The organism is Sphingomonas astragali (assembly GCF_051400615.1).
Lineage (GTDB): Bacteria > Pseudomonadota > Alphaproteobacteria > Sphingomonadales > Sphingomonadaceae > Sphingomonas.
In genome coordinates, this window is record NZ_JBLFFH010000003.1 from 413,354 (window position 1) to 430,915 (window position 17,562).

General features: G+C 68.7%; 19 protein-coding genes. 7 read left to right on the forward strand and 12 right to left on the reverse strand.

Translation table 11 applies throughout. The features are described 5' to 3' along the window. Window positions 1-23 precede the first annotated feature (23 nt). Together ACMGER_RS16625 and ACMGER_RS16630 are read right to left on the reverse strand one after the other, a co-directional pair. Window positions 24-1,217 carry a mechanosensitive ion channel family protein gene (locus ACMGER_RS16625; protein WP_436813273.1) on the reverse strand — a complete coding sequence of 398 codons (1,194 nt, stop codon included), beginning with the start codon at window positions 1,215-1,217 and terminating at the stop codon, window positions 24-26. A gap of 11 nt (window positions 1,218-1,228) precedes the next feature. Further along, a complete protein-coding gene (locus ACMGER_RS16630; protein WP_436813274.1) occupies window positions 1,229-2,236 on the reverse strand; it encodes a DNA topoisomerase IB in 1,008 nt (335 codons plus the stop codon). Between the two features lie 93 nt (window positions 2,237-2,329). Between ACMGER_RS16630 and ACMGER_RS16635 the strand changes: the two genes are divergently transcribed. Together ACMGER_RS16635 and ACMGER_RS16640 are read left to right on the forward strand one after the other, a co-directional pair. After that, window positions 2,330-2,875 carry a DJ-1/PfpI/YhbO family deglycase/protease gene (locus ACMGER_RS16635; protein ID WP_436813275.1) on the forward strand — a complete coding sequence of 182 codons (546 nt, stop codon included), beginning with the start codon at window positions 2,330-2,332 and terminating at the stop codon, window positions 2,873-2,875. 115 nt (window positions 2,876-2,990) lie between these two features. Next, window positions 2,991-3,929: a right-handed parallel beta-helix repeat-containing protein gene (locus tag ACMGER_RS16640; protein ID WP_436813276.1), complete on the forward strand. Its 939-nt coding sequence runs from the start codon at window positions 2,991-2,993 to the stop codon at window positions 3,927-3,929. A 93-nt stretch (window positions 3,930-4,022) separates the two neighbouring features. Here ACMGER_RS16640 and ACMGER_RS16645 read toward each other — a convergent pair whose 3' ends face one another. Genes ACMGER_RS16645 through ACMGER_RS16655 form a run of 3 tightly spaced genes read right to left on the reverse strand, consistent with a single transcriptional unit; the run spans window position 4,023 to window position 7,262 of the window. Then, the gene (locus ACMGER_RS16645) at window positions 4,023-5,759 is read right to left on the reverse strand and encodes an asparagine synthetase B family protein (RefSeq protein WP_436813277.1); all 1,737 of its coding nucleotides are present in this window, start codon (window positions 5,757-5,759) and stop codon (window positions 4,023-4,025) included. Beyond that, on the reverse strand, window positions 5,759-7,117 hold the full coding sequence (locus ACMGER_RS16650) for a DUF5935 domain-containing protein (RefSeq protein WP_436813278.1): 1,359 nt from the start codon (window positions 7,115-7,117) through the stop codon (window positions 5,759-5,761). The genes ACMGER_RS16645 and ACMGER_RS16650 overlap by 1 nt, the downstream gene beginning before the upstream one ends. After that, window positions 7,110-7,262: a hypothetical protein gene (locus ACMGER_RS16655; protein ID WP_436813279.1), complete on the reverse strand. Its 153-nt coding sequence runs from the start codon at window positions 7,260-7,262 to the stop codon at window positions 7,110-7,112. The genes ACMGER_RS16650 and ACMGER_RS16655 overlap by 8 nt, the downstream gene beginning before the upstream one ends. Before the next feature lie 97 nt (window positions 7,263-7,359). On the opposite strand from ACMGER_RS16655, the gene ACMGER_RS16660 reads away from it, so the two are divergent. Next, on the forward strand, window positions 7,360-8,595 hold the full coding sequence (locus ACMGER_RS16660) for a TIGR04063 family PEP-CTERM/XrtA system glycosyltransferase (protein ID WP_436813280.1): 1,236 nt from the start codon (window positions 7,360-7,362) through the stop codon (window positions 8,593-8,595). Continuing rightward, complete coding sequence (locus ACMGER_RS16665; RefSeq protein WP_436813281.1) at window positions 8,565-9,350, forward strand: hypothetical protein; 786 nt, start codon at window positions 8,565-8,567, stop codon at window positions 9,348-9,350. Before ACMGER_RS16660 ends, ACMGER_RS16665 begins: the two co-directional genes overlap by 31 nt. Window positions 9,351-9,574: 224 nt before the next feature. On the opposite strand, the gene ACMGER_RS16670 is transcribed toward ACMGER_RS16665, so the two are convergent. Beyond that, window positions 9,575-9,889: a hypothetical protein gene (locus tag ACMGER_RS16670; protein ID WP_436813282.1), complete on the reverse strand. Its 315-nt coding sequence runs from the start codon at window positions 9,887-9,889 to the stop codon at window positions 9,575-9,577. After that, window positions 9,886-10,074, reverse strand: coding sequence for a hypothetical protein (locus ACMGER_RS16675; protein ID WP_436813283.1), 189 nt, complete (start codon window positions 10,072-10,074; stop codon window positions 9,886-9,888). Before ACMGER_RS16675 ends, ACMGER_RS16670 begins: the two co-directional genes overlap by 4 nt. Window positions 10,075-10,169: 95 nt before the next feature. On the opposite strand from ACMGER_RS16675, the gene ACMGER_RS16680 reads away from it, so the two are divergent. Continuing rightward, a complete protein-coding gene (locus tag ACMGER_RS16680) occupies window positions 10,170-10,784 on the forward strand; it encodes a S24 family peptidase (protein ID WP_436813284.1) in 615 nt (204 codons plus the stop codon). A 169-nt stretch (window positions 10,785-10,953) separates the two neighbouring features. On the opposite strand, the gene ahpF is transcribed toward ACMGER_RS16680, so the two are convergent. The 3 genes from ahpF to ACMGER_RS16695 form a co-directional block, all read right to left on the reverse strand. Continuing rightward, the gene (gene ahpF / locus ACMGER_RS16685) at window positions 10,954-12,531 is read right to left on the reverse strand and encodes an alkyl hydroperoxide reductase subunit F (RefSeq protein WP_436813285.1); all 1,578 of its coding nucleotides are present in this window, start codon (window positions 12,529-12,531) and stop codon (window positions 10,954-10,956) included. 227 nt (window positions 12,532-12,758) lie between these two features. After that, complete coding sequence (gene ahpC / locus ACMGER_RS16690) at window positions 12,759-13,322, reverse strand: alkyl hydroperoxide reductase subunit C (RefSeq protein ID WP_436813286.1); 564 nt, start codon at window positions 13,320-13,322, stop codon at window positions 12,759-12,761. A gap of 176 nt (window positions 13,323-13,498) precedes the next feature. Further along, window positions 13,499-14,257 (reverse strand): sulfite exporter TauE/SafE family protein, encoded by a 759-nt coding sequence (locus ACMGER_RS16695; RefSeq protein WP_436813287.1) that lies wholly within the window; start codon window positions 14,255-14,257, stop codon window positions 13,499-13,501. Window positions 14,258-14,408: 151 nt separating this feature from the next. Between ACMGER_RS16695 and epsC the strand changes: the two genes are divergently transcribed. Both epsC and ACMGER_RS16705 read left to right on the forward strand, forming a co-directional pair. Beyond that, the gene (gene epsC / locus ACMGER_RS16700; RefSeq protein WP_436813288.1) at window positions 14,409-15,089 is read left to right on the forward strand and encodes a serine O-acetyltransferase EpsC; all 681 of its coding nucleotides are present in this window, start codon (window positions 14,409-14,411) and stop codon (window positions 15,087-15,089) included. Further along, window positions 15,089-15,433, forward strand: coding sequence for a DUF2794 domain-containing protein (locus ACMGER_RS16705; protein ID WP_436813289.1), 345 nt, complete (start codon window positions 15,089-15,091; stop codon window positions 15,431-15,433). The genes epsC and ACMGER_RS16705 overlap by 1 nt, the downstream gene beginning before the upstream one ends. 34 nt (window positions 15,434-15,467) lie before the next feature. Here ACMGER_RS16705 and ACMGER_RS16710 read toward each other — a convergent pair whose 3' ends face one another. Beyond that, the gene (locus tag ACMGER_RS16710; RefSeq protein ID WP_436813290.1) at window positions 15,468-16,499 is read right to left on the reverse strand and encodes a hypothetical protein; all 1,032 of its coding nucleotides are present in this window, start codon (window positions 16,497-16,499) and stop codon (window positions 15,468-15,470) included. Between the two features lie 116 nt (window positions 16,500-16,615). Continuing rightward, window positions 16,616-17,512: an SDR family NAD(P)-dependent oxidoreductase gene (locus tag ACMGER_RS16715; RefSeq protein WP_436813291.1), complete on the reverse strand. Its 897-nt coding sequence runs from the start codon at window positions 17,510-17,512 to the stop codon at window positions 16,616-16,618. Window positions 17,513-17,562: the final 50 nt, after the last annotated feature.

The window sequence follows — 17,562 nt, forward strand, 5'->3', positions numbered from 1 at the left end:
CGCTATTTCGAATCGCTGTAAGGTCAGGCCGTTTCCCCGCCGTTGGGAACCACGCGCGCGGCCGGCTGCTTCTCGGGATAGGGCATGACCAGCCGGCCGTCGGGCGCCGCGGTGTAGGTGGTCTGGGTGGGGAAGGGGATGGTGATCCCCTCGTCGGCGAACCTGCGCAGGATCGCGACGATCACCTTGTCGCGCGTCGCGTGCGCGAGCGGCCAGTCGTCGCCGGGGACGTCGAATTCGAGCACGAAGTCGATCGAGCTCGGGCCGAACGTCTCGAAGCTGGCGCGGGCGACCGTCGCCTTCTCGGCTTCGACGATATCGGTCAGCATCGCCGGCAGGGCGGCGAGCGTCTCGGGCGGGGTTTCGTAGGCGACGCCGATCGGCAGCCTGATCCGCACGTGATCGCGGTTCGAGGTGTTCTGGATCTCCTTGTCGAGCAGGTTCTTGTTGGCGATCACCCGTTCCTCGCCGGTGAAGGCGCGGATGCGGGTCGACTTGAGCCCGATCGCCATGATCACGCCGGAGGTGTTGTCGTACTGGACCTTGTCGCCGACGCGGAACGGCCGGTCGAAGATGATCGCGAGCGCGGCGAACAGGTCGGCGAAGATGCCCTGCGCGGCGAGGCCGATCGCGATGCCGCCGACGCCGAGGCCGGCGACCAGGCCGGTGATGTTGACGCCGAGATTGTCGAGCACCACCACCAACGCGATCGCGAACAGCGCGAAGGTGACGAGCAGCCGGATGAGACCGAACGCGCTGCCGAGCATCGCGCGATCGTCGACGCGGCTGCGGTTCTCGATCGTGCCGAGGATGAGCTCGCGCGCCCACAGCGCCGCCTGGAACACGGCGGCGACGGTGAAGAGGAAGGTGATCGTCGACGAGACGACCGGCGGCGCCGCGGCATAGCCGACTACCAGCTGGGCCGCGGTCATCACGATGAAGAAGTTGCCGGTGCGTGCGATCGCCCGGCCGATGACGCCGCCCCAGCCGTCGGCGAGCCTCGGCCGCCGGCACAGCTTCATGCCGATGCTGCGCGCCGCATGGAGCAGCGCGGCGATCGCCGCGGCGATGCCGACCGCGATCAGGATCTGCAGCCAGTGCGTCTGCAGCCAGGACAGGCTGTCGGTGAACAGGGCATTGGCGTGGGCCTGCAGCTCGACGGCGGTGATCGGATCCTTGGCGGGCGCGGCCGCGTTGGCGACGGTCGTGTTGCTCATCTGACGACTCCTCAGGCGGCGCGCTTGTGGACGGTCGGGACGCCCTTTTCCAGCAGGGCGATCAATCCGCGCTCGTGGCGGCTCAGATATTTGGTGGAGCGCGGCAGCGGCTGGGCGCGGAGCGCGGCCTGGGCGTCTGACTTGGCGAGCTCGATCAGCAGCGGGTGGACATAGCTCTTGCGCGCGATCGCGGGGGTGTTGCCGAGCGTCTCGGTGACCGGCGCCAGCATGGTGTTGAGGCCGATGTCCTTCTCCGCCTCCACCAGTGCGGTGAAGGCGATCACGCTGGCGCCCCACGTACGGAAATGCTTGGCGGTGAAGTCCTCACCCGTCGCCTCGCGGATATAGTCGTTGACGTCGCTCGAGGTCACGCCGTGCGCTTCGCCGGCATCGTCGAGCCAGGCGAACAGATGCTGGTCGGGCAGGTCCTGGCAACGCTTGACGAAGCGGACGAGGCTGCGGTCGGTGACGATGAGCTGGCGCAGCCTGCCCGACTTGGCGCGGAACTGGAGGCGCAGCCGTGCGCCCTCGATCCTGCCGTGGCGCTTCCTGAGCGTGGTGGCGCCGAAGCTCTTGTTCGCCTTGGCATAGCCCTCGTTGCCGACGCGGATCTGGCCGAGGTCGAGCAGGCGCACGACCGCCGCGACCGCCTTCTCCTTGCTGAGTCCGGGCCGGCGGAGGTCCGCCTCGACCCGGGCGCGCAGCTTCGGCAGCTTGCGCCCGAAGCGCGGGCAGCCCTCGTACTTCTCCGCCTCCTGCGCCTCGCGGAATGCGGGATGGTAGCGGTACTGCTTGCGGCCCTTCTCGTCGCGGCCGACCGCCTGGATGTGACCGTTGGACTTGGGGTTGAACCAGGCGTCGGCATAGGCCGGCGGCAGCCCGATCGCGTTTAGCCGGTCGATCTCGTCGCGATCGGTGATGCGGTTGCCGTCCGCGTCCCAATAGCCCCAGCCGCGACGGACCTTGCGGCGCGTGATCCCGGGTATGCTGTCGTCGCTGTAGACCAGTCGTGCCGTCATCGGGTCCGACCAATGCCCGGACGGTCGATGGGTTCCGGAACGGGGCGCCAGTCCCGGTGGTTTTGATGCTCGCCAGTTTTCATGGAGAGTATCATGCCCGCCTTCACCGACACCCGCGTGCTGATCGTCGCCACCGATGGCTTCGAACAGGACGAGCTGATGAAGCCCCGACAGGCGCTGCTCGATGCGGGCGCCAGGGTGACGCTGGCATCGCTCAAGACCGATCCGATCGTGAGCGAGAAGGGCGGGGAGAAAGGCGAAGCGATCACGCCCGACACGACGGTGGATGAGGTCGACACCGAGGATTTCGACGCGCTGGTGCTGCCGGGCGGCGTCGCCAATCCCGACAAGCTCCGGATGAGCGAGCGGGCGGTCGCGATCGTCCAGGAGTTCATCGACGACGGCAAGACGGTGGCGGCGATCTGCCATGCGCCGTGGCTGCTCGCCGAAGCCGACGTGCTCGACGGGCGGACGGTGACGGGCTGGCCGTCGATCCGCACCGACCTCGCCAATGCCGGGGCGGAGGTGGTGAACCGCGAGGTGGTGGTCGACGATAACCTCATCACCAGCCGCAAGCCCGACGACATCCCGGCGTTCAACGAGGCGTTGATCGCGGCGCTGGCGAAGGTGGAAGCCTGAGGGGCAGCGACGTATCGATTCGGGACGATGGCCCGGCTCTAACTCGCCGATAACGCATTGGCGTTAGGACGGCGGCGCGCGACAATCCAAGTCTCGCGTCGTTTGGGAATCCGCAATGCGCCTGCCGCTCCTGCTCGCTTCCGTCGTTACGCTCGCCGCGCCGGCCATGTCGCAAGGCGAACGTGCGCCGTTCACCGTGGTCGAGGCCGGCCGCAGCTTCCGCAGCTTCGACGAGGCGCTGGCCTCGCTCCAGGGCGGGGACGGCACCATCCGCATCGCGCCCGGCACCTATCACGAGTGCGTCGTCCAGGATTCGGGCAACGTCGCCTATGTCGCCGAGGTACCGGGCAAGGTTATCTTCGAGCGGGCGATCTGCGAGGGCAAGGCGACCCTGGTGCTGCGCGGCGCGAGCGCGCGGGTGGACGGCATCGTCTTCATGCATACCTACGTCAACGACGGGAACGGCGCCGGCATCCGTATCGAGAAGGGCAACCTCACCGTCGCCGGCGCGATGTTCATCGACGGCCAGTGCGGCATCCTGTCGGCGAGCGATCCTGCGAGCACCATCACCATCGACCGCTCGACCTTCGCCGGACTCGGCAAGGACCCGACCGGCAACGGCGCGCACGCTGTCTACGTGGGTGAATATGGCGCGCTGAAGGTCACCCGCTCGCGCTTCGAGCGCGGCACCGGCGGCCATTACCTCAAGAGCCGCGCGCCGAGGATCGAGGTGCTCGATTCGAGCTTCGACGACAGCCGGGGGCAGGCGACCAACTATATGATCGACCTCTCCAACGGCGCCTCCGGCCGGATCGCGGGCAACAGCTTCGTGGTCGGACCGAACAAGGAGAATTACTCGACGATGATCACCGTCGCGCCAGAGGGGATCAAGAACTCGTCCGCCGGGCTGGTGGTCGAGAACAACCGCGCCTGGTTGGCCGAGGGCTTCAAGTGGAAGACCACTCTCGTCGGCAACTGGTCGGGCGACAAGGTGACGGTGCGGAACAACCAGCTCGCCGAGCGGATCGCGCCGGAAGGTGCGCGGTATTTCTAACGGCCTGCGGCGCTCCTGCGAAAGCAGGAGCTCTGGCCGCAAGCTGTTCGCGGCAGTCCAGGACTCCTGCTTTCGCAGGAGCACGGCCTGCGTTCAGCTCGCCAGCCGCGCGCCCAGCTGCTGCGCCAGATATTCGAGATTGGCGATCCGCCGCCACAGGCCGCTGTCGGTGACCCGGTCCATCCGGAAGTAGCGACGCATCGCCGGGAAGGCGGGATCGATCACCCGGCCCATGTAATCGCCGCCGAGCAGCCCGCCGTGCTCGTCCGAGAGCGGGCGCAGGCGTCGCTGGATCGCGTAGCTGCGCCGGCGCAGCCAGATCGGCCGGATGCGCGAGGACCATTCGTCGAAGCGGTGCCGGAGGCTCGGCGAGCCGGCGAAGTCGTGGCCGTAGGCGGAGGTGTGCCGCGCCAGGGCCGGGTCGATGGCGTTGAGCAGCATCGCCTCGAAGCGGCCGGCGTGCTTGAGCGCCAGCGGCAGCGTCATCGCTTCGGCGACCACCTGATGGTCGAGGAACGGCATGAGATAGGGGCTGAGCCGCGCCTCCAGGCTGATCTCGCGACCGAACAGCGCGCGGCAGCGCACGCGCGGGTAGATGTGCTCGACGAGGCCACGCGGGAGCGGGCCGTCGGCGACCCCCGCCGCGTCCGCGATTTTCTCCGCGACGCGGCGGAGGAATGCCGACTCGTCGAATTGCCCGGTGGCGTCCTCGCGCACGAAGCGGGCGTAGAAGGTGCGCGCCACCGCCGCCGCGCCGATCGGGCGGTCGGGGAGGTAGAAGAAATTGCGGTAGATCTCGCCGCATCCGCCCGACGCCGCGAGCGCGCCGCCGGCGTGGCGCGCCTGCTGGGCAGCGTGGTTGCCGCCGTTGTCGAAGATGTTGCCGTAGGTCGGCAGGCCGTCGAAGGCGTGGAAGTTGCGCTCGACCTGCTCGGCGAAGGCGTCGGGCGCGAGCGGCTCGGCCGCCTTGTTGATCCATTCGACATGGAAGCCCTCGGCGGCGCCGATCGCGCGGGCGATGGCGACGTCAGCATCGCCGGGCGGGCCGTAGACGTAGACGTCGGGCCGTGACCCTGCCGCGCGCAAGGCGCCGAGGAGCAGCCGCGAATCGAGGCCGCCCGAGAGGGGGCAATGCACGGCGTTGCCGAACTGGCGGATATGGGCGTCGACGATCGCCGCCAAGCGCGTGCGGTGACGTTCGATCCGCTCGGCGATCGGCATCGTCGTGATGTGCGGGAGCGGCTTTGCGGCAGGATGGGCGATCGTGCCGCTCTCGGTCAGCTCCAGGACTGCCCCGGGGCCGAGCGTCTTCAGCTCGGCGAACACCGTATCGTCGCCGATCGGCATGACGTTGAAGGCGAGCTCGTACACGCCCTGCGCGTCGAAGCTCAGGCGCGGCAGCGCCCCGGCGGCGGCGAGCAGCGAGGTGGAGAACAGCCGGTGATCGGCGTCGTGGAAGAGTTGGAAGGCGGCGAAATAGTCGGCGAACAGGAAGGTGCGGCCGCCGCGCCGCACCAGCGCGACGAACTGGCCGCCGACGCGCGACCAGTCGGGCGCCGGCAGCGGCATCGCCCGCAGCCGCTCGAGCGCCGGCCGGCCCATCTGGCCGTCGACGGTGATCGTGCCTGCGACCGCGACGCAATCCTCGCCGTCGACCAGCAGGCAGTCGGGCCCGCCGATCGCATAAGGCCAGTGCAGCAGCTCCCAGCCGGGCAACGTGACCGCGACGGGTTCACCGAAGCCGTGGCGCGCATATTGCGCACGGGCTGCGGTCAGCGCGACCTCGGCGAAGTCGGAATCGCCGGAGCGGACGAGGAACAGGCCCGCCATCAGGCGATCGCCGCGGCGGCGGCCGTGCCCGGCTTGCGGAACGGCCGCCAGCTCGTCTCGCTCCGCTTTCGCCCGACATAGGTGTCGAAGCCGATCTGGGTGCCCAGCAGCAGGAACAGGAACGGATTGAGCGCGATACCGACGAAAGCGGCGCCGAGCAGGTAGATGAGATGCGCGTGCTGGAGCGCGCTGGCGAGCGGGGCGATCCACGCCTCGTCGCCCCCGGCCTTCGCATAGCGACGGCGCAGCACCTCCATGCGGACGAGGCCGATCAGCTGGATCAGCAGCCACAGCGCGAGGCCGGGATAGCCCTGCTCGCCCAGCATCTCGAAATAGGCGCTGTGATAGGCGCGGGCCTTGTCGACCTCGAGCGAGCGTTCGATGGTGGCGTTGTTGCCGTCCTTCTCGACCGCGACCTTGTCGTAGCGGATGTGGTTCTGGCGATAGGCCTCGAACCCGCCGCCCAAGGGATTGCGCTGCACATAGTTGAGCGTCCACTTCCACACCGCGAGGCGGGTCGAGGCCGAGGCGTCGGCCTGATAGGTGCGGATCGTCTCCATGCGCTGGGTGAAGGCGGAAGGGAGCAGCGGCACCGCCGCCAGCCCCAGCACGCCGATGCCGGCGACGTAGAGCAGCCGCCGCTTGACGTCGCGCAGCATCAGCACGCCGAGCAGCGCGACGCAGAGCAGGCCGGTGCGCGCCGAGGTGCCGATCGGCATCAGCAGGCAAGCGAAGACGAGCGCGTAGCAGAACAGCTTCACCCGCCAGTCGGGCGGGAAGATGGTGCCGTGGCGGGTGAACCACAGCAAGATCGGAACGATCGCGATCGCCACCGCCGAGATGATGCTGCCCTCGAACAGCCCGGTGTTGTTGGCGACCATGAGGTTGAGTTCGCCATAGCCGCCGCCCGAGGCGAGCGTCTTGATCCCGCCGACGATGACGATCGCGCCGACCGACAGCAGCGAGAACAGCAGCAGCGCCTCGATCCTGAGCCGCGTGCGCAGGGTCAGCGGCAGGAAGATGCCGAAGGCGATCGCCTTCCACACCCATCCCCATTTGAACTGCGCCTCGACCGGGAAGTCCGCGTTGATCGTGGTGTACCAGCAGTAGAGCAGCAGCAGGAACATCAGACCCTGGCGCGGCGCCACGCGCACGTCGCGCTTGTCCTCGGCGGCGAACGACAGCACGGCGAGCGCGGCGGTGATCAGCGAATAGGGGATCGAGCCCAGCGCCGTGTACATCATCAGCTGCGGCGACAGCGTGTCGATATAGACATAGGCGAGCACGAACAGGAACGGCCGCTTGACGCCGATCCCGAGCAGCGTCGCGATGAAACCGAGGAAGACGAGATCACGCACCGGGCCGTCCCCACCGTTTCGCCCGTGGCGCCGTCGCCTCGTCCTGCGGGCCCGACTCGCGGTCGAGATCGTCCCGCCGCCACAGCCGGATCGCGGCGATCAGCATCAGGCCGTGGGTCAGCGCGAGCGCGAAATTGTCGATCATCGGCTCGTCGTCTCGTCCCCGGAGTGGCGCCTGAAATCCGCTTAAGCGCTGCCGGTTGACGCGCCGTTAAACAGTCGCGTGGCAGGGGAGCCCCGTCATGCGTATCCTCCACGTCCTCGATCACGGCCTGCCGCTGCACAGCGGCTATGCGTTCCGCACCCGCGCCATCCTGACCGCGCAGATGCGGCGGGGGCACGAGGTCGCCGCCGTCACCGGCCCGCGCTACCATGACGGGGAGACGGGCGAGGTGACGATCGACGGCATCCGCTTCTTCCGCACGTCCGCCTTCGCGCCCGCGCCGACTCCGCTCGGCGAATGGCGCGAGGTCGCCGCCTTCGCGCGGCGGATCGGCGAGGTGATCGAGGATTTCCGGCCCGACGTGCTCCACGCCCATTCGCCGGTGATCGACGCGCTGGCGGCGCTCAAGGCACGGCGGGGGCTGCCGCTGGTCTATGAGATCCGCGCCTTCTGGGAGGATGCGGCGGTCGGCAACGGCAACGGCAGCGAGGGATCGCTCCGCTATCGGCTGACCAGGGCGCTGGAGAGCTGGGCGGTGCGACGTGCCGATGCGGTTGCGGTGATCTGCGAAGGGCTGCGCTCCGACCTGGTGGAGCGCGGCATCGCGGCGGACAAGATCATGGTGTCGCCCAACGGCGTCGACATGACGCTGTTCGGCGCGCCGGTTCCGCCGGATATGGCGCTGGCCGCGGAGCTGGGCGTCGGCGGGGCGGAAACGATCGGCTTCATCGGCAGCTTCTACGACTACGAGGGACTCGACACGCTGATCGCGGCGATGCCGGCGCTGGTCGCGGCGCGGCCGGGGCTCAGGCTGGTCCTCGTCGGCGGCGGGCCGGAAGAGGAGGCATTGCGGGCGCAGGCCGCCGCCTCTCCCGCGGCCGAGGCGATCCGCTTCGTCGGACGGGTGCCGCACCGGGAGGTCGAACGCTACTACAGTCTGATCGACGTCTTGGTGTATCCACGTAAGGCGATGCGACTCACCGATCTCGTCACGCCCTTGAAGCCGCTGGAAGCGATGGCGCAGCGCCGCCTGGTCGCCGCGTCCGACGTCGGCGGGCACCGCGAGCTGATTCGCGACGGCGATACCGGCGCCCTGTTCGCCGCCGGCGATCCCGCGGCGCTGGCCGCGGCGGTGGCGGCGATGTTCGCCGATCGCGCCGGCTGGGAGGCGCGCCGCGAGCGAGCCCGCGCCTTCGTCGAATCGGAGCGCGACTGGGCGGCCAATGTGGCTCGCTACGATCCCGTTTACCAAAAGATCACTCAATCCGGGGCAAGGAAGGCGCCATGGTCGCGTTCTCCTTCCGTCAGCGCCTGACGCTTTCGCCGGCCGCGCTCGCTGCGATCGTCGCGGCGGGCGCGGCCGCGGCCGCGATGGTCGCGCTGCCCGCCCACATCCTCGAATCGGCCGCGGCCGACAGCGGCATCGCCGCCTTCGTACCTTCGGCTGAGCCGCCGCTCGGCCCCACCGCGCGCACGCTGCTGGCGATGCTGGGCGGCGCTTTTGCCGGCGCGGTCGGCTGGGCGGTGGTGACGCTGCTGCCGCGGCCGCGCCCGGCCGCGCGACCGCCGTCGGACGAGGAGACGGTGCCCGTGCTTCGCCGTGCCGACGCCCATCCCGATGCACCGCCGCGCGCGCCGCTGCTCGCCACGCGCGACCTCGGCCCGCCGCCGTTCCCGCCCGAGCGGGTCGATCCGGCGCCGGCACCGATTGAGCGCGATCTGCCGTGTGACTTGGGGACACCGCTTTCCGTCTTTGATCCGGGCGCGATCCCGGACGTGCCGGCGGTGCCGGTCCCGCCGGTGGCGCCGCTCTATCGCAAGCCAGAGCTCCAGCCCGGCGAGCGGATCGAGACTTTCGAGCTCGCCCGCCCGGCGCCGCTGCCGATCGACGAGCGCCCGCTTGCCGCACCGCGCACCGAGGCAACGATCCAGGCGCTGCTCGACCGGTTGGAAAACGGCGTCGCGCGCCGTGCCGAGGCGGCGCCTGAGCCGGCACGGTCTGCCGAAACGTCGCTGCAGGGCCTGGAGCGCGCGCTCGACGAGCTCCGCCGGCTGGCGGTGAGGGTGTAAGGCGAAGGATCGTCCCTTCGGGATGCCGGTTGCGTTTGCTCAGCTTGAAGCTGCACCGGTGCTCCTGCGAAGGCAGGAGCCCTGGCCGCAACCGATGCACCTATGATCCAGGGCACCTGCCTTCGCAGGAGCACGGTTCGCTCTGGTTGGTCAGGCTCGGCCACCGCAGCCAAAGTGAAGGGAATCGCGTCGCATTCGTTCACTTTCGTTCACTTTGGCGGGTTTCATCGCTCCTCCACCGTCAGCGCCTCGATCACCGCCTCGATCCGGTCGGCCGAACGCTGCTCGCGCACGACCGCCAGATCGGCGACCAGATGGCCGCGCAGCGGCAGCTCGGCCTCGGGCAAGGCGGCGAGCCAGCGCCCGCCCGCTTCGCCCGCGCCGGCCATCACCGTCAGCACATGCCGGGCGCCGCTGAACGTCGCGCTCGCCCAGCGCGTCGATTGCGCCTCGGCGACATGCGCGCGCACGCCGGCGCGCCCTGCATCCTGGATCAGCGCGCGCTCGAGCAGCGTCGCCGCGTCCGGACCCCGGCTCATGGCCGGCCCTCCGGATGCGCGGCGATATAGGCGTCGATCCGCGCGACCGTCGCCGACCTCGGCTCGCGGCCGTTGACAAGGTCGGAGACGAGCCGCGGATCGTTGACCGCCCTCCGTCCGAACTGGGTTGGCGCCATACCGGTCTGCCTGATGTAGCGGCGCACCCGCGCCAGCACGTCCACCACGATCCATACCTCCGACTCGCTCGTTTATGTTCCTGATATGTTCTGTTCGGCAATTTCCAACTTGTCTAGGAAATTTCCTACGCTATGGATCGGATGTGGATGGAGCCGAGCAACGCCGCGTCCTGGAGGCGCTGATCGTCGAGGGGGACGCGAGCCTCTCCGCGCTCTCGCGGATGCTCCGCCGCAACCCTGCCTGGCTGCAGCAGTATCTGAAGCGCGGCACGCCCAGGCTGTTGCCGGAGGAGGATCGCGGGCGGCTCGCGCGCTTCTTCGGGGTGGACGAGGCGGTGCTCGGCGGGCCGGCGACCAAGCTCGTCGCCGTGCCGCGGATCGAGGTGAGCGCCGCCGCCGGATCGGGACGGCTGGTCGACGGCGAGGCGATGCGGCCGACCCGTTATCCGGCCGAGGAACTGGCCCGCATGGGCGTGCGGCCGGAGGATGCGTCGGAGATCACCGTCAGCGGCGATTCGATGGCGCCGACGCTGCACGACGGCGACCGCATCCTCGTCGACCTCAGCCGGCGCCGTCCGGGCGCGCGCGCGGCGATCTGGGTGATCCGGGTCGACGATACCCTGCGGGTCAAGCGATTGGCGGGCGAGGGCCGGCACTGGCGGATCAGCAGCGACAATCCCGACTGGCCCGACGAGCTGCGCGACAAGGCCGAGGTCGAGGTGCTCGGCCGCGTGATGCGCCTGACGCGGGAGTTTTAGGGACGATCAACATTCAACAACTTAGCCCTTCCCCTTCAGGGGAGGGGTTGGGGGCGGGGGAGTGCGGCAGGTTCTGTCGCTTGGGCGCGTCCCCACCCCAACCCCTCCCCTGAAGGGGAGGGGCTTAGAACATGACCGTGCGACGTGCTTGAATGTTGCGCGAAGACGCTTATGCCGCTTCCGACAGCTCCGCCGGCAGCCGGATCAGGTAATCGAATGCCGACAGCGCCGCGGTCGAGCCGGCGCCCATCGCGATCACGATCTGCTTGTAGGGCTCGGTGGTGGCGTCGCCCGCCGCGAACACGCCGGGCTGCGAGGTCTCGCCGCGATGGTCGATCTCGATCTCGCCGCGCGGAGTGAGGGCCACCGCGTCCTTCAGCCATTCGGTGTTCGGCACCAGCCCGATCTGCACGAAGATGCCCTCCAGCTCGATCTGGTGCATCGTGTCGTGGTTGCGGTCCTTGTAGCTGAGGCCGGTCACCTTCTGCCCGTCGCCATGCACCTCGGTGGTGAGCGCCGAGGTGACGATCCTGACGTTGGGCAGGCTGGCGAGCTTGCGCTGGAGCACCGCGTCGGCGCGCAGCCGGCTGTCGTACTCGATCAGCGTGACGTGCGCGACGATGCCGGCGAGGTCGATCGCCGCCTCGACGCCCGAGTTGCCGCCGCCGATCACCGCGACGCGCTTGCCCTTGAACAGCGGGCCGTCGCAATGCGGGCAATAGGCGACGCCCTTGTTGCGGTACTCGGCCTCGCCCGGCACGTTCATCGTCCGCCAGCGCGCGCCGGTCGACAGGATCACCGTGCGTGCCTTGAGCGAGGCGCCGTTGGCAAGCTTCACCTCATGCAGCCCGCCCTCATGGCCGGCCGGGACCAGCGCCTCGGCGCGCTGCAGGTTCATGATGTCGACGTCGTACTCGCGGACATGCTGCTCCAGATGCGCGGCGAGCTTCGGTCCCTCGGTGTAGGGAACGGAAATGAAGTTCTCGATCGCCATGGTGTCGAGCACCTGCCCGCCGAACCGCTCCGCGGCGATGCCGACGCGGATACCCTTGCGCGCGGCATAGATCGCCGCCGCGGCGCCGGCGGGGCCGCCGCCCACCACCAGCACGTCGAACGGCTCCTTCTTCGCGATCGCCTCCGCGGCGCGCTCGTTGGCGCCGCTGTCGAGCCTGGCGACGATCTGCTCCAGTTCCATGCGGCCCTGGCCGAACGGCTCGCCGTTGAGGAACACGGTCGGCACCGCCATGATCTGGCGTGCCTCGACCTCGTCCTTGAACAGGCCGCCGTCGATCGCGGTGTGGGTGATGCGGGAATTGAGCGCCGCCATCAGGTTGAGCGCCTGCACCACGTCCGGGCAGTTCTGGCAGGTCAGCGAGAAATAGGTCTCGAAATGATAGTCGCCGTCGAGCGCTTTGACCTGCTCGATCACCTCCTGCGCAGCCTTCGACGGATGCCCGCCGACGTGGAGGAGGGCGAGGACGAGGCTGGTGAACTCGTGCCCGAGCGGGATGCCGGCGAAGCGGACGCCGATGTCGGTGCCCAGGCGGCGCACCAGGAAGCTAGGCTGGCGCGCGTCGTCGCCGCCGCGGACCACCGCGACCTTGTCCGACAGCGCGGCGATCTCGTCCAGCAATTCGCCGAGCTCGCGCGATTTGGCGCCGTCATCCAGGCTGGCGACCAGCTCGATCGGCTCGCGGATGTTGACCAGATAGGTCTTGAGCTGCTGCGTGAGATTGGCGTCGAGCATCGGATACCTCCGGAAACTAGAGACAAAACGGCCCGGGGCGGAAGGGTCATTCCACCCCGGGCCGCGGTTCGCCCAAGGGGGGGGCTGGGCAAACTTGAATCCGATCCAAAGACGAAAACCTGCTCCTGCGGAAGCAGGCGCTCAGGCCGCCAGCGGGCCGCCTGTGAGTCCCCTGGGCTCCTGCTTTCGCAGGAGCACCGGCGTTGTTTCCGTCTCGACGGATCGACTTAGATCTTGCCGACGAGGTCGAGCGACGGGGCCAGGGTCTCTTCGCCCTCTTCCCACTTTGCCGGGCAGACCTCGCCCGGGTGCGCCGCAATATACTGGGCCGCCTTGATCTTCCGCAACAGCTCAGCCGCGTTGCGGCCGACGCCCTCGCTGGTGATCTCGACGAGCTGGATCACGCCCTCCGGATCGACCACGAATGTGCCGCGGTCGGCCAGGCCCTGGCCCTCGCGCAGGACCTCGAAGTTGGTCGACAGGACGTGGTTCTGGTCGCCCAGCATGTAATAGTTGATCTTGCCGATCGCGGGCGAGGTGTCGTGCCACGCCTTATGGCTGAAATGCGTGTCGGTCGAGACCGAATAGACCTCGACGCCCATCTTCTGGAGAGTCGGATAGATATCGGCCAGGTCCTCGAGCTCGGTCGGGCAGACGAAGGTGAAATCGGCCGGATAGAAGAAGAACACCGCCCACTTGCCCTTCACGTCGGCGTCGGTGACGGTCACGAACTTGCCTTCCTTATAGGCCTGCGCGGTGAACGGCTTGATGGTGCTACCAATCAGCGACATGTGTCTCTTTCTCCAGTTTTGCGTTGCGGCACAAAGCGGCGCTGCACTGCCGCATATAGGGACCGTGCGGCCGAGGTAAAATGAGAAGCCTCGGTCGGTGTGATCGATTGAGGCGATTAATCGGGGAGAATTGATTGCCATCTTAGCTCCTCCCCGTGCCGGGGAGGAGTTCTAGGCTACATCACCGCCCGATAGATGCTGTACGCGCTGATGATCGTCAGCAGCGTGCCGACCAGCGCCATCATCGGTCTCGCCGGCACATGGCGGGCGAGCCAGCCGCCGAAGGGGGCCGCGGCGACGCCGCCGATCAGCAGCCCCACCGTATGCAGCGTGAACGCCTCCGGCCCCAGCGCGACGAGGAAGGTCGCCGAGATGGTCGAGGTCAGGAAGAATTCGGCGGTATTGACCGTGCCGATCGTCATGCGGGGAGTGGATCCCTGGATCAGCAGGTTGCTCGTCACCACCGGCCCCCAGCCTCCGCCGCCCGCCGCGTCGAGGAAGCCGCCGACGAGGCCCAGCGGTTCGATCACCTTTGGTTGTTTGGGCTCGACCCGTCCTCGCCAGGCGCGGATCAGCAGATAGACGCCGATCGCCGCGAGATAGGCCATCACGAACGGCCGCGCGACCGAGGCGTCGACGTTGGACAGCATGAAGGCGCCGAGCGCACCGCCGATCACGCCCGGAATCACCAGTCGCCGGAACAGTCGCCAGTCGACGTTGCGATGCGCGACATGGCTGATACCGGACGCGGCGGTGGTGAAGGTCTCCACCACATGCACGCTGGCCGAAGCGAGGGCGGGGGAGACGCCCATCACGCTCACCATCAAGGTCGAGTTGATCACCCCGAAAGCCATGCCGAGCGCGCCGTCGACGATCTGCGCCGCGAAGCCCACCGCTATGAATGGCAGGATCTGCGACCAATCGATACCGCCCATGCACGTCTCCCGCTCACGAGGCGGCGAACATGGCTACGGCGGCGAACTCCCACAACACAGATAGAGTTTTACCACGCCAAACCGAAAGTTGCCGACGCTGGAATTCGGCGGCGTGGAAGCCTACATGCAGCCGATCAAGGGGATCGCGCCGATGTTCACGAGGCTCGTGGCCTATCTCGATTCGATCAAGGCGCGTGATCCCGCGCCGCGGTCACGCTGGGAAATCCTGCTCTATCCGGGCGTGCTCGCGCTCGGGATGCACCGCATCGCCCATGCGCTCTACCGCCGCGAGCTGTTCTTCCTCGCGCGCGCGGTCAATCATTATGCGCGCTTCCTGACCGCGATCGACATCCATCCGGGCGCCAGGATCGGCCGCAACTTCTTCATCGACCATGGCTTCACCGTGATCGGCGAGACCGCGGAGATCGGCGACGACGTCACGATCTACCAATGCGTGACGCTGGGCGGCACCAGCCCGGACAATGGCGTCGCCGGCAAGCGCCACCCGACCATCGCCGACGGCGCGATCATCGGCTCGGGCGCGCAGGTGCTGGGACCGATCACGGTCGGACCGCGCGCGCGGATCGGCGCCAATGCCGTGGTCACGCGCGACGTCCAGCCGGGCGCGGTGATGGTCGGCATCCCCGCCAAGCCGACGCTGGTCGAGGCCGGTACCTATCAGCGCGAGTTCGTGCCCTACGGCACCCCGTGCAGCAGCGACTGCGACCCCGCCGGCCAGCGGCTGGAGGCGATGCGCGCCGAGCTGGAGGGGCTGCGCAAGCGGCTGGACACGCTGCTCGCCGAGCGTGAGGTGGAGCGCGACCGCGCCTGATGGGGACGGTCACGCCCTTCCCGCTGCCGGGCCGCACCCCGCTGCAGATCGGTTTCGAGCGGCTCGAGCTCACCCGCATCCTCGATCTCTACGGCCGGATGGTCGCGGCGGGGCATTGGCGCGACTATGCGATCCAGCTCGGCCACGAGGCCGCGGTGTTCGCCGCCTTCCGCCGTGCGGCCGAACGGCCCGAATATCGTATCGAGAAACGCCCGGCGCTCCGCCATCGCCAGGGAATGTGGGCGCTGGTCGGGGAGCACGGCATGGTGCTGAAGCGGGGTCATGAGCTGAGCCCGGTGCTCGCGCCGGTGGAGCGGCGGCTGCTCAAGATCGTCGAGGCTTAGCTCCCTCTCCCCATTGGGGGGAGGGCTATTAGGATCACGCCGCCATCACCTGCTGCACCGGCGGCAGCCGCTTGGCGAGGCCGCCGAGCAGGGACACCGCCAGCCGCCGCGCGGGGTGCCAGAAGGCGGAGAGCAGCAGCAGCGCCGATCCGATCACCAGTGCGGTGAACGCCGCCGACAGCTCGACCGCGCCGGCTTTCTGGAACAGCGCGTAGAGCGCGTAGAGCACATAGGCGAGGCTGGAGACGAGCAGCGCGCGCCGGTCCACCGCCAGCGCGACGAAACCGAACGCGACGTATAGCGCCAGCACCACCAGCGCCGTGCCGATCCCGATGGTCTCGTCGAACACGCCGAGCAAGTGGAACACGGAATGCGCGATCATCGGCGCGGCGGCGAGGTGCAGCCAGAAGGCGACGTCGGCGCGGCGGGTGCGGCGCTCGCGGTCGCTCATGTCCCACCACATCGCGAAGGCGAACATCGCGACGCCGCCGACCAGCACCATCGGATAGACCGCTTGCTCGCGCGCCCCGGTCGCGGCCATGAACAGCGCAACCGCCACCCCGACCAGCGCCGCGCCGCCTGCGGCGACGGTGATCGGCACCATGAAGCGGCGCCAGTGCAGCCATGCCGCGCCGGCGCTCATCAGCGCGATGCCGGCGAGGATCGTCATGTCGAGCTGGTCGGGCAGGTCGGGATTGGTCTCGGTCATTACGCCGACCAGCGCCGCGGCGACGCCGCCGACGAAGGTGAGCAGCAGCAGGATCGACGGCAACGCCATCCGGCGCCGGCGCGTGAAATATTCGGCGAGAGCCCAGGACACCGCTGCCACCGCCGCGCCGCCGGCCGGATCGGCGACCCGCTCGCCGATCCACGCCACCGCGGTCAGCAGCAGCGCGATCGCGATGGCGACGAAGATGTCGTTGAAGCCGGTGAGTAGCCGGAAGGACTCCTCGTCGACCGCCGGCGCGAGCCGGGTCGCGGCGACATGGTTGCGGAACGCCGCGGCCGCCTCGGGGGTCAGCACCCCCGCGTCGACCGCGCCGTTCAGGTCGGTTTCGCTGTACATGGCCTGCTCCTCCCCCTCGCGCCAGGAAGGATAGCAGGGGTGTATTGCTTACGCAATACAGTTGGTGCGAATGCCTCAGCCCCTCCCCTTCAAGGGGAGGGGCTGAGTATGGCGAATCACCCCTGCAGCAGCTTCATGATCGACATCGCCTGTTCGGCGCCCGACTGCGGGGTCATCTCGCCGGTGCGGTCGACGATCTCGGCCCAGTGCGCGGCGACGCCCTCGGGGCTCAGTTCGTCACCCTGGAGGCGCTTGCCCTGGGTCAGCGTGACGTAAGCCGCCTGGAACACGCCGGCGCCGGCGCCGACGATCATGTTGGTCGGCGCGTCCTCGCTCACCAGATACAGCGCCGCCGGCGCCACCGCTTCCGGCGCGAACAGCTTGAACGCCTCTCCCGGCAGGATGTCCTCGGTCATCCGCGTGCCTGCGGTCGGGGCGATGGTGTTGACGCGGATGTTGTACTTGGCGCCCTCGAGGTACAGCGTCTTGGTGAGGCCGGCGAGCCCGAGCTTGGCGGCGCCGTAGTTCGCCTGGCCGAAGTTGCCGAACAGGCCGGTCGAAGAGGCGGTCATCAGGATGCGGCCGTAATTCTGCTCGCGCATCGTCTCCCACACCGCCTTGGTGCAGTTGGCCGATCCGTTGAGGTGGACGTCGACGACGAACCGGAAATCCTCCGGCTCCATCTTGGCGAAGCTCTTGTCGCGCAGCACGCCGGCGTTGTTGATCAGGATATGGACGCCGCCCCAGGCTTCCCTGGCCTTGGCGACCATCTCGACCATCTGGCCATATTCGGTGACGCTGCCGCCGTTCGACATCGCCTCGCCGCCGGCGGTCTTGATCTCCTCGACCACCTTGAGCGCGGCGTCCGAATGGCCGGTGCCGTCGCGGGCGCCGCCGAGGTCGTTGACCACCACCCTGGCACCGCGCCGCGCGAGCTCCAGCGCATAGGCGCGCCCCAGGCCGCCGCCCGCGCCGGTGACGATCGCGACCTTGCCGTCGAAGCGAATGGACATGGAAAAAGCCTCCCCGAATCCGTGATCCGGGGAGGCTGTAGAGCAAGTTT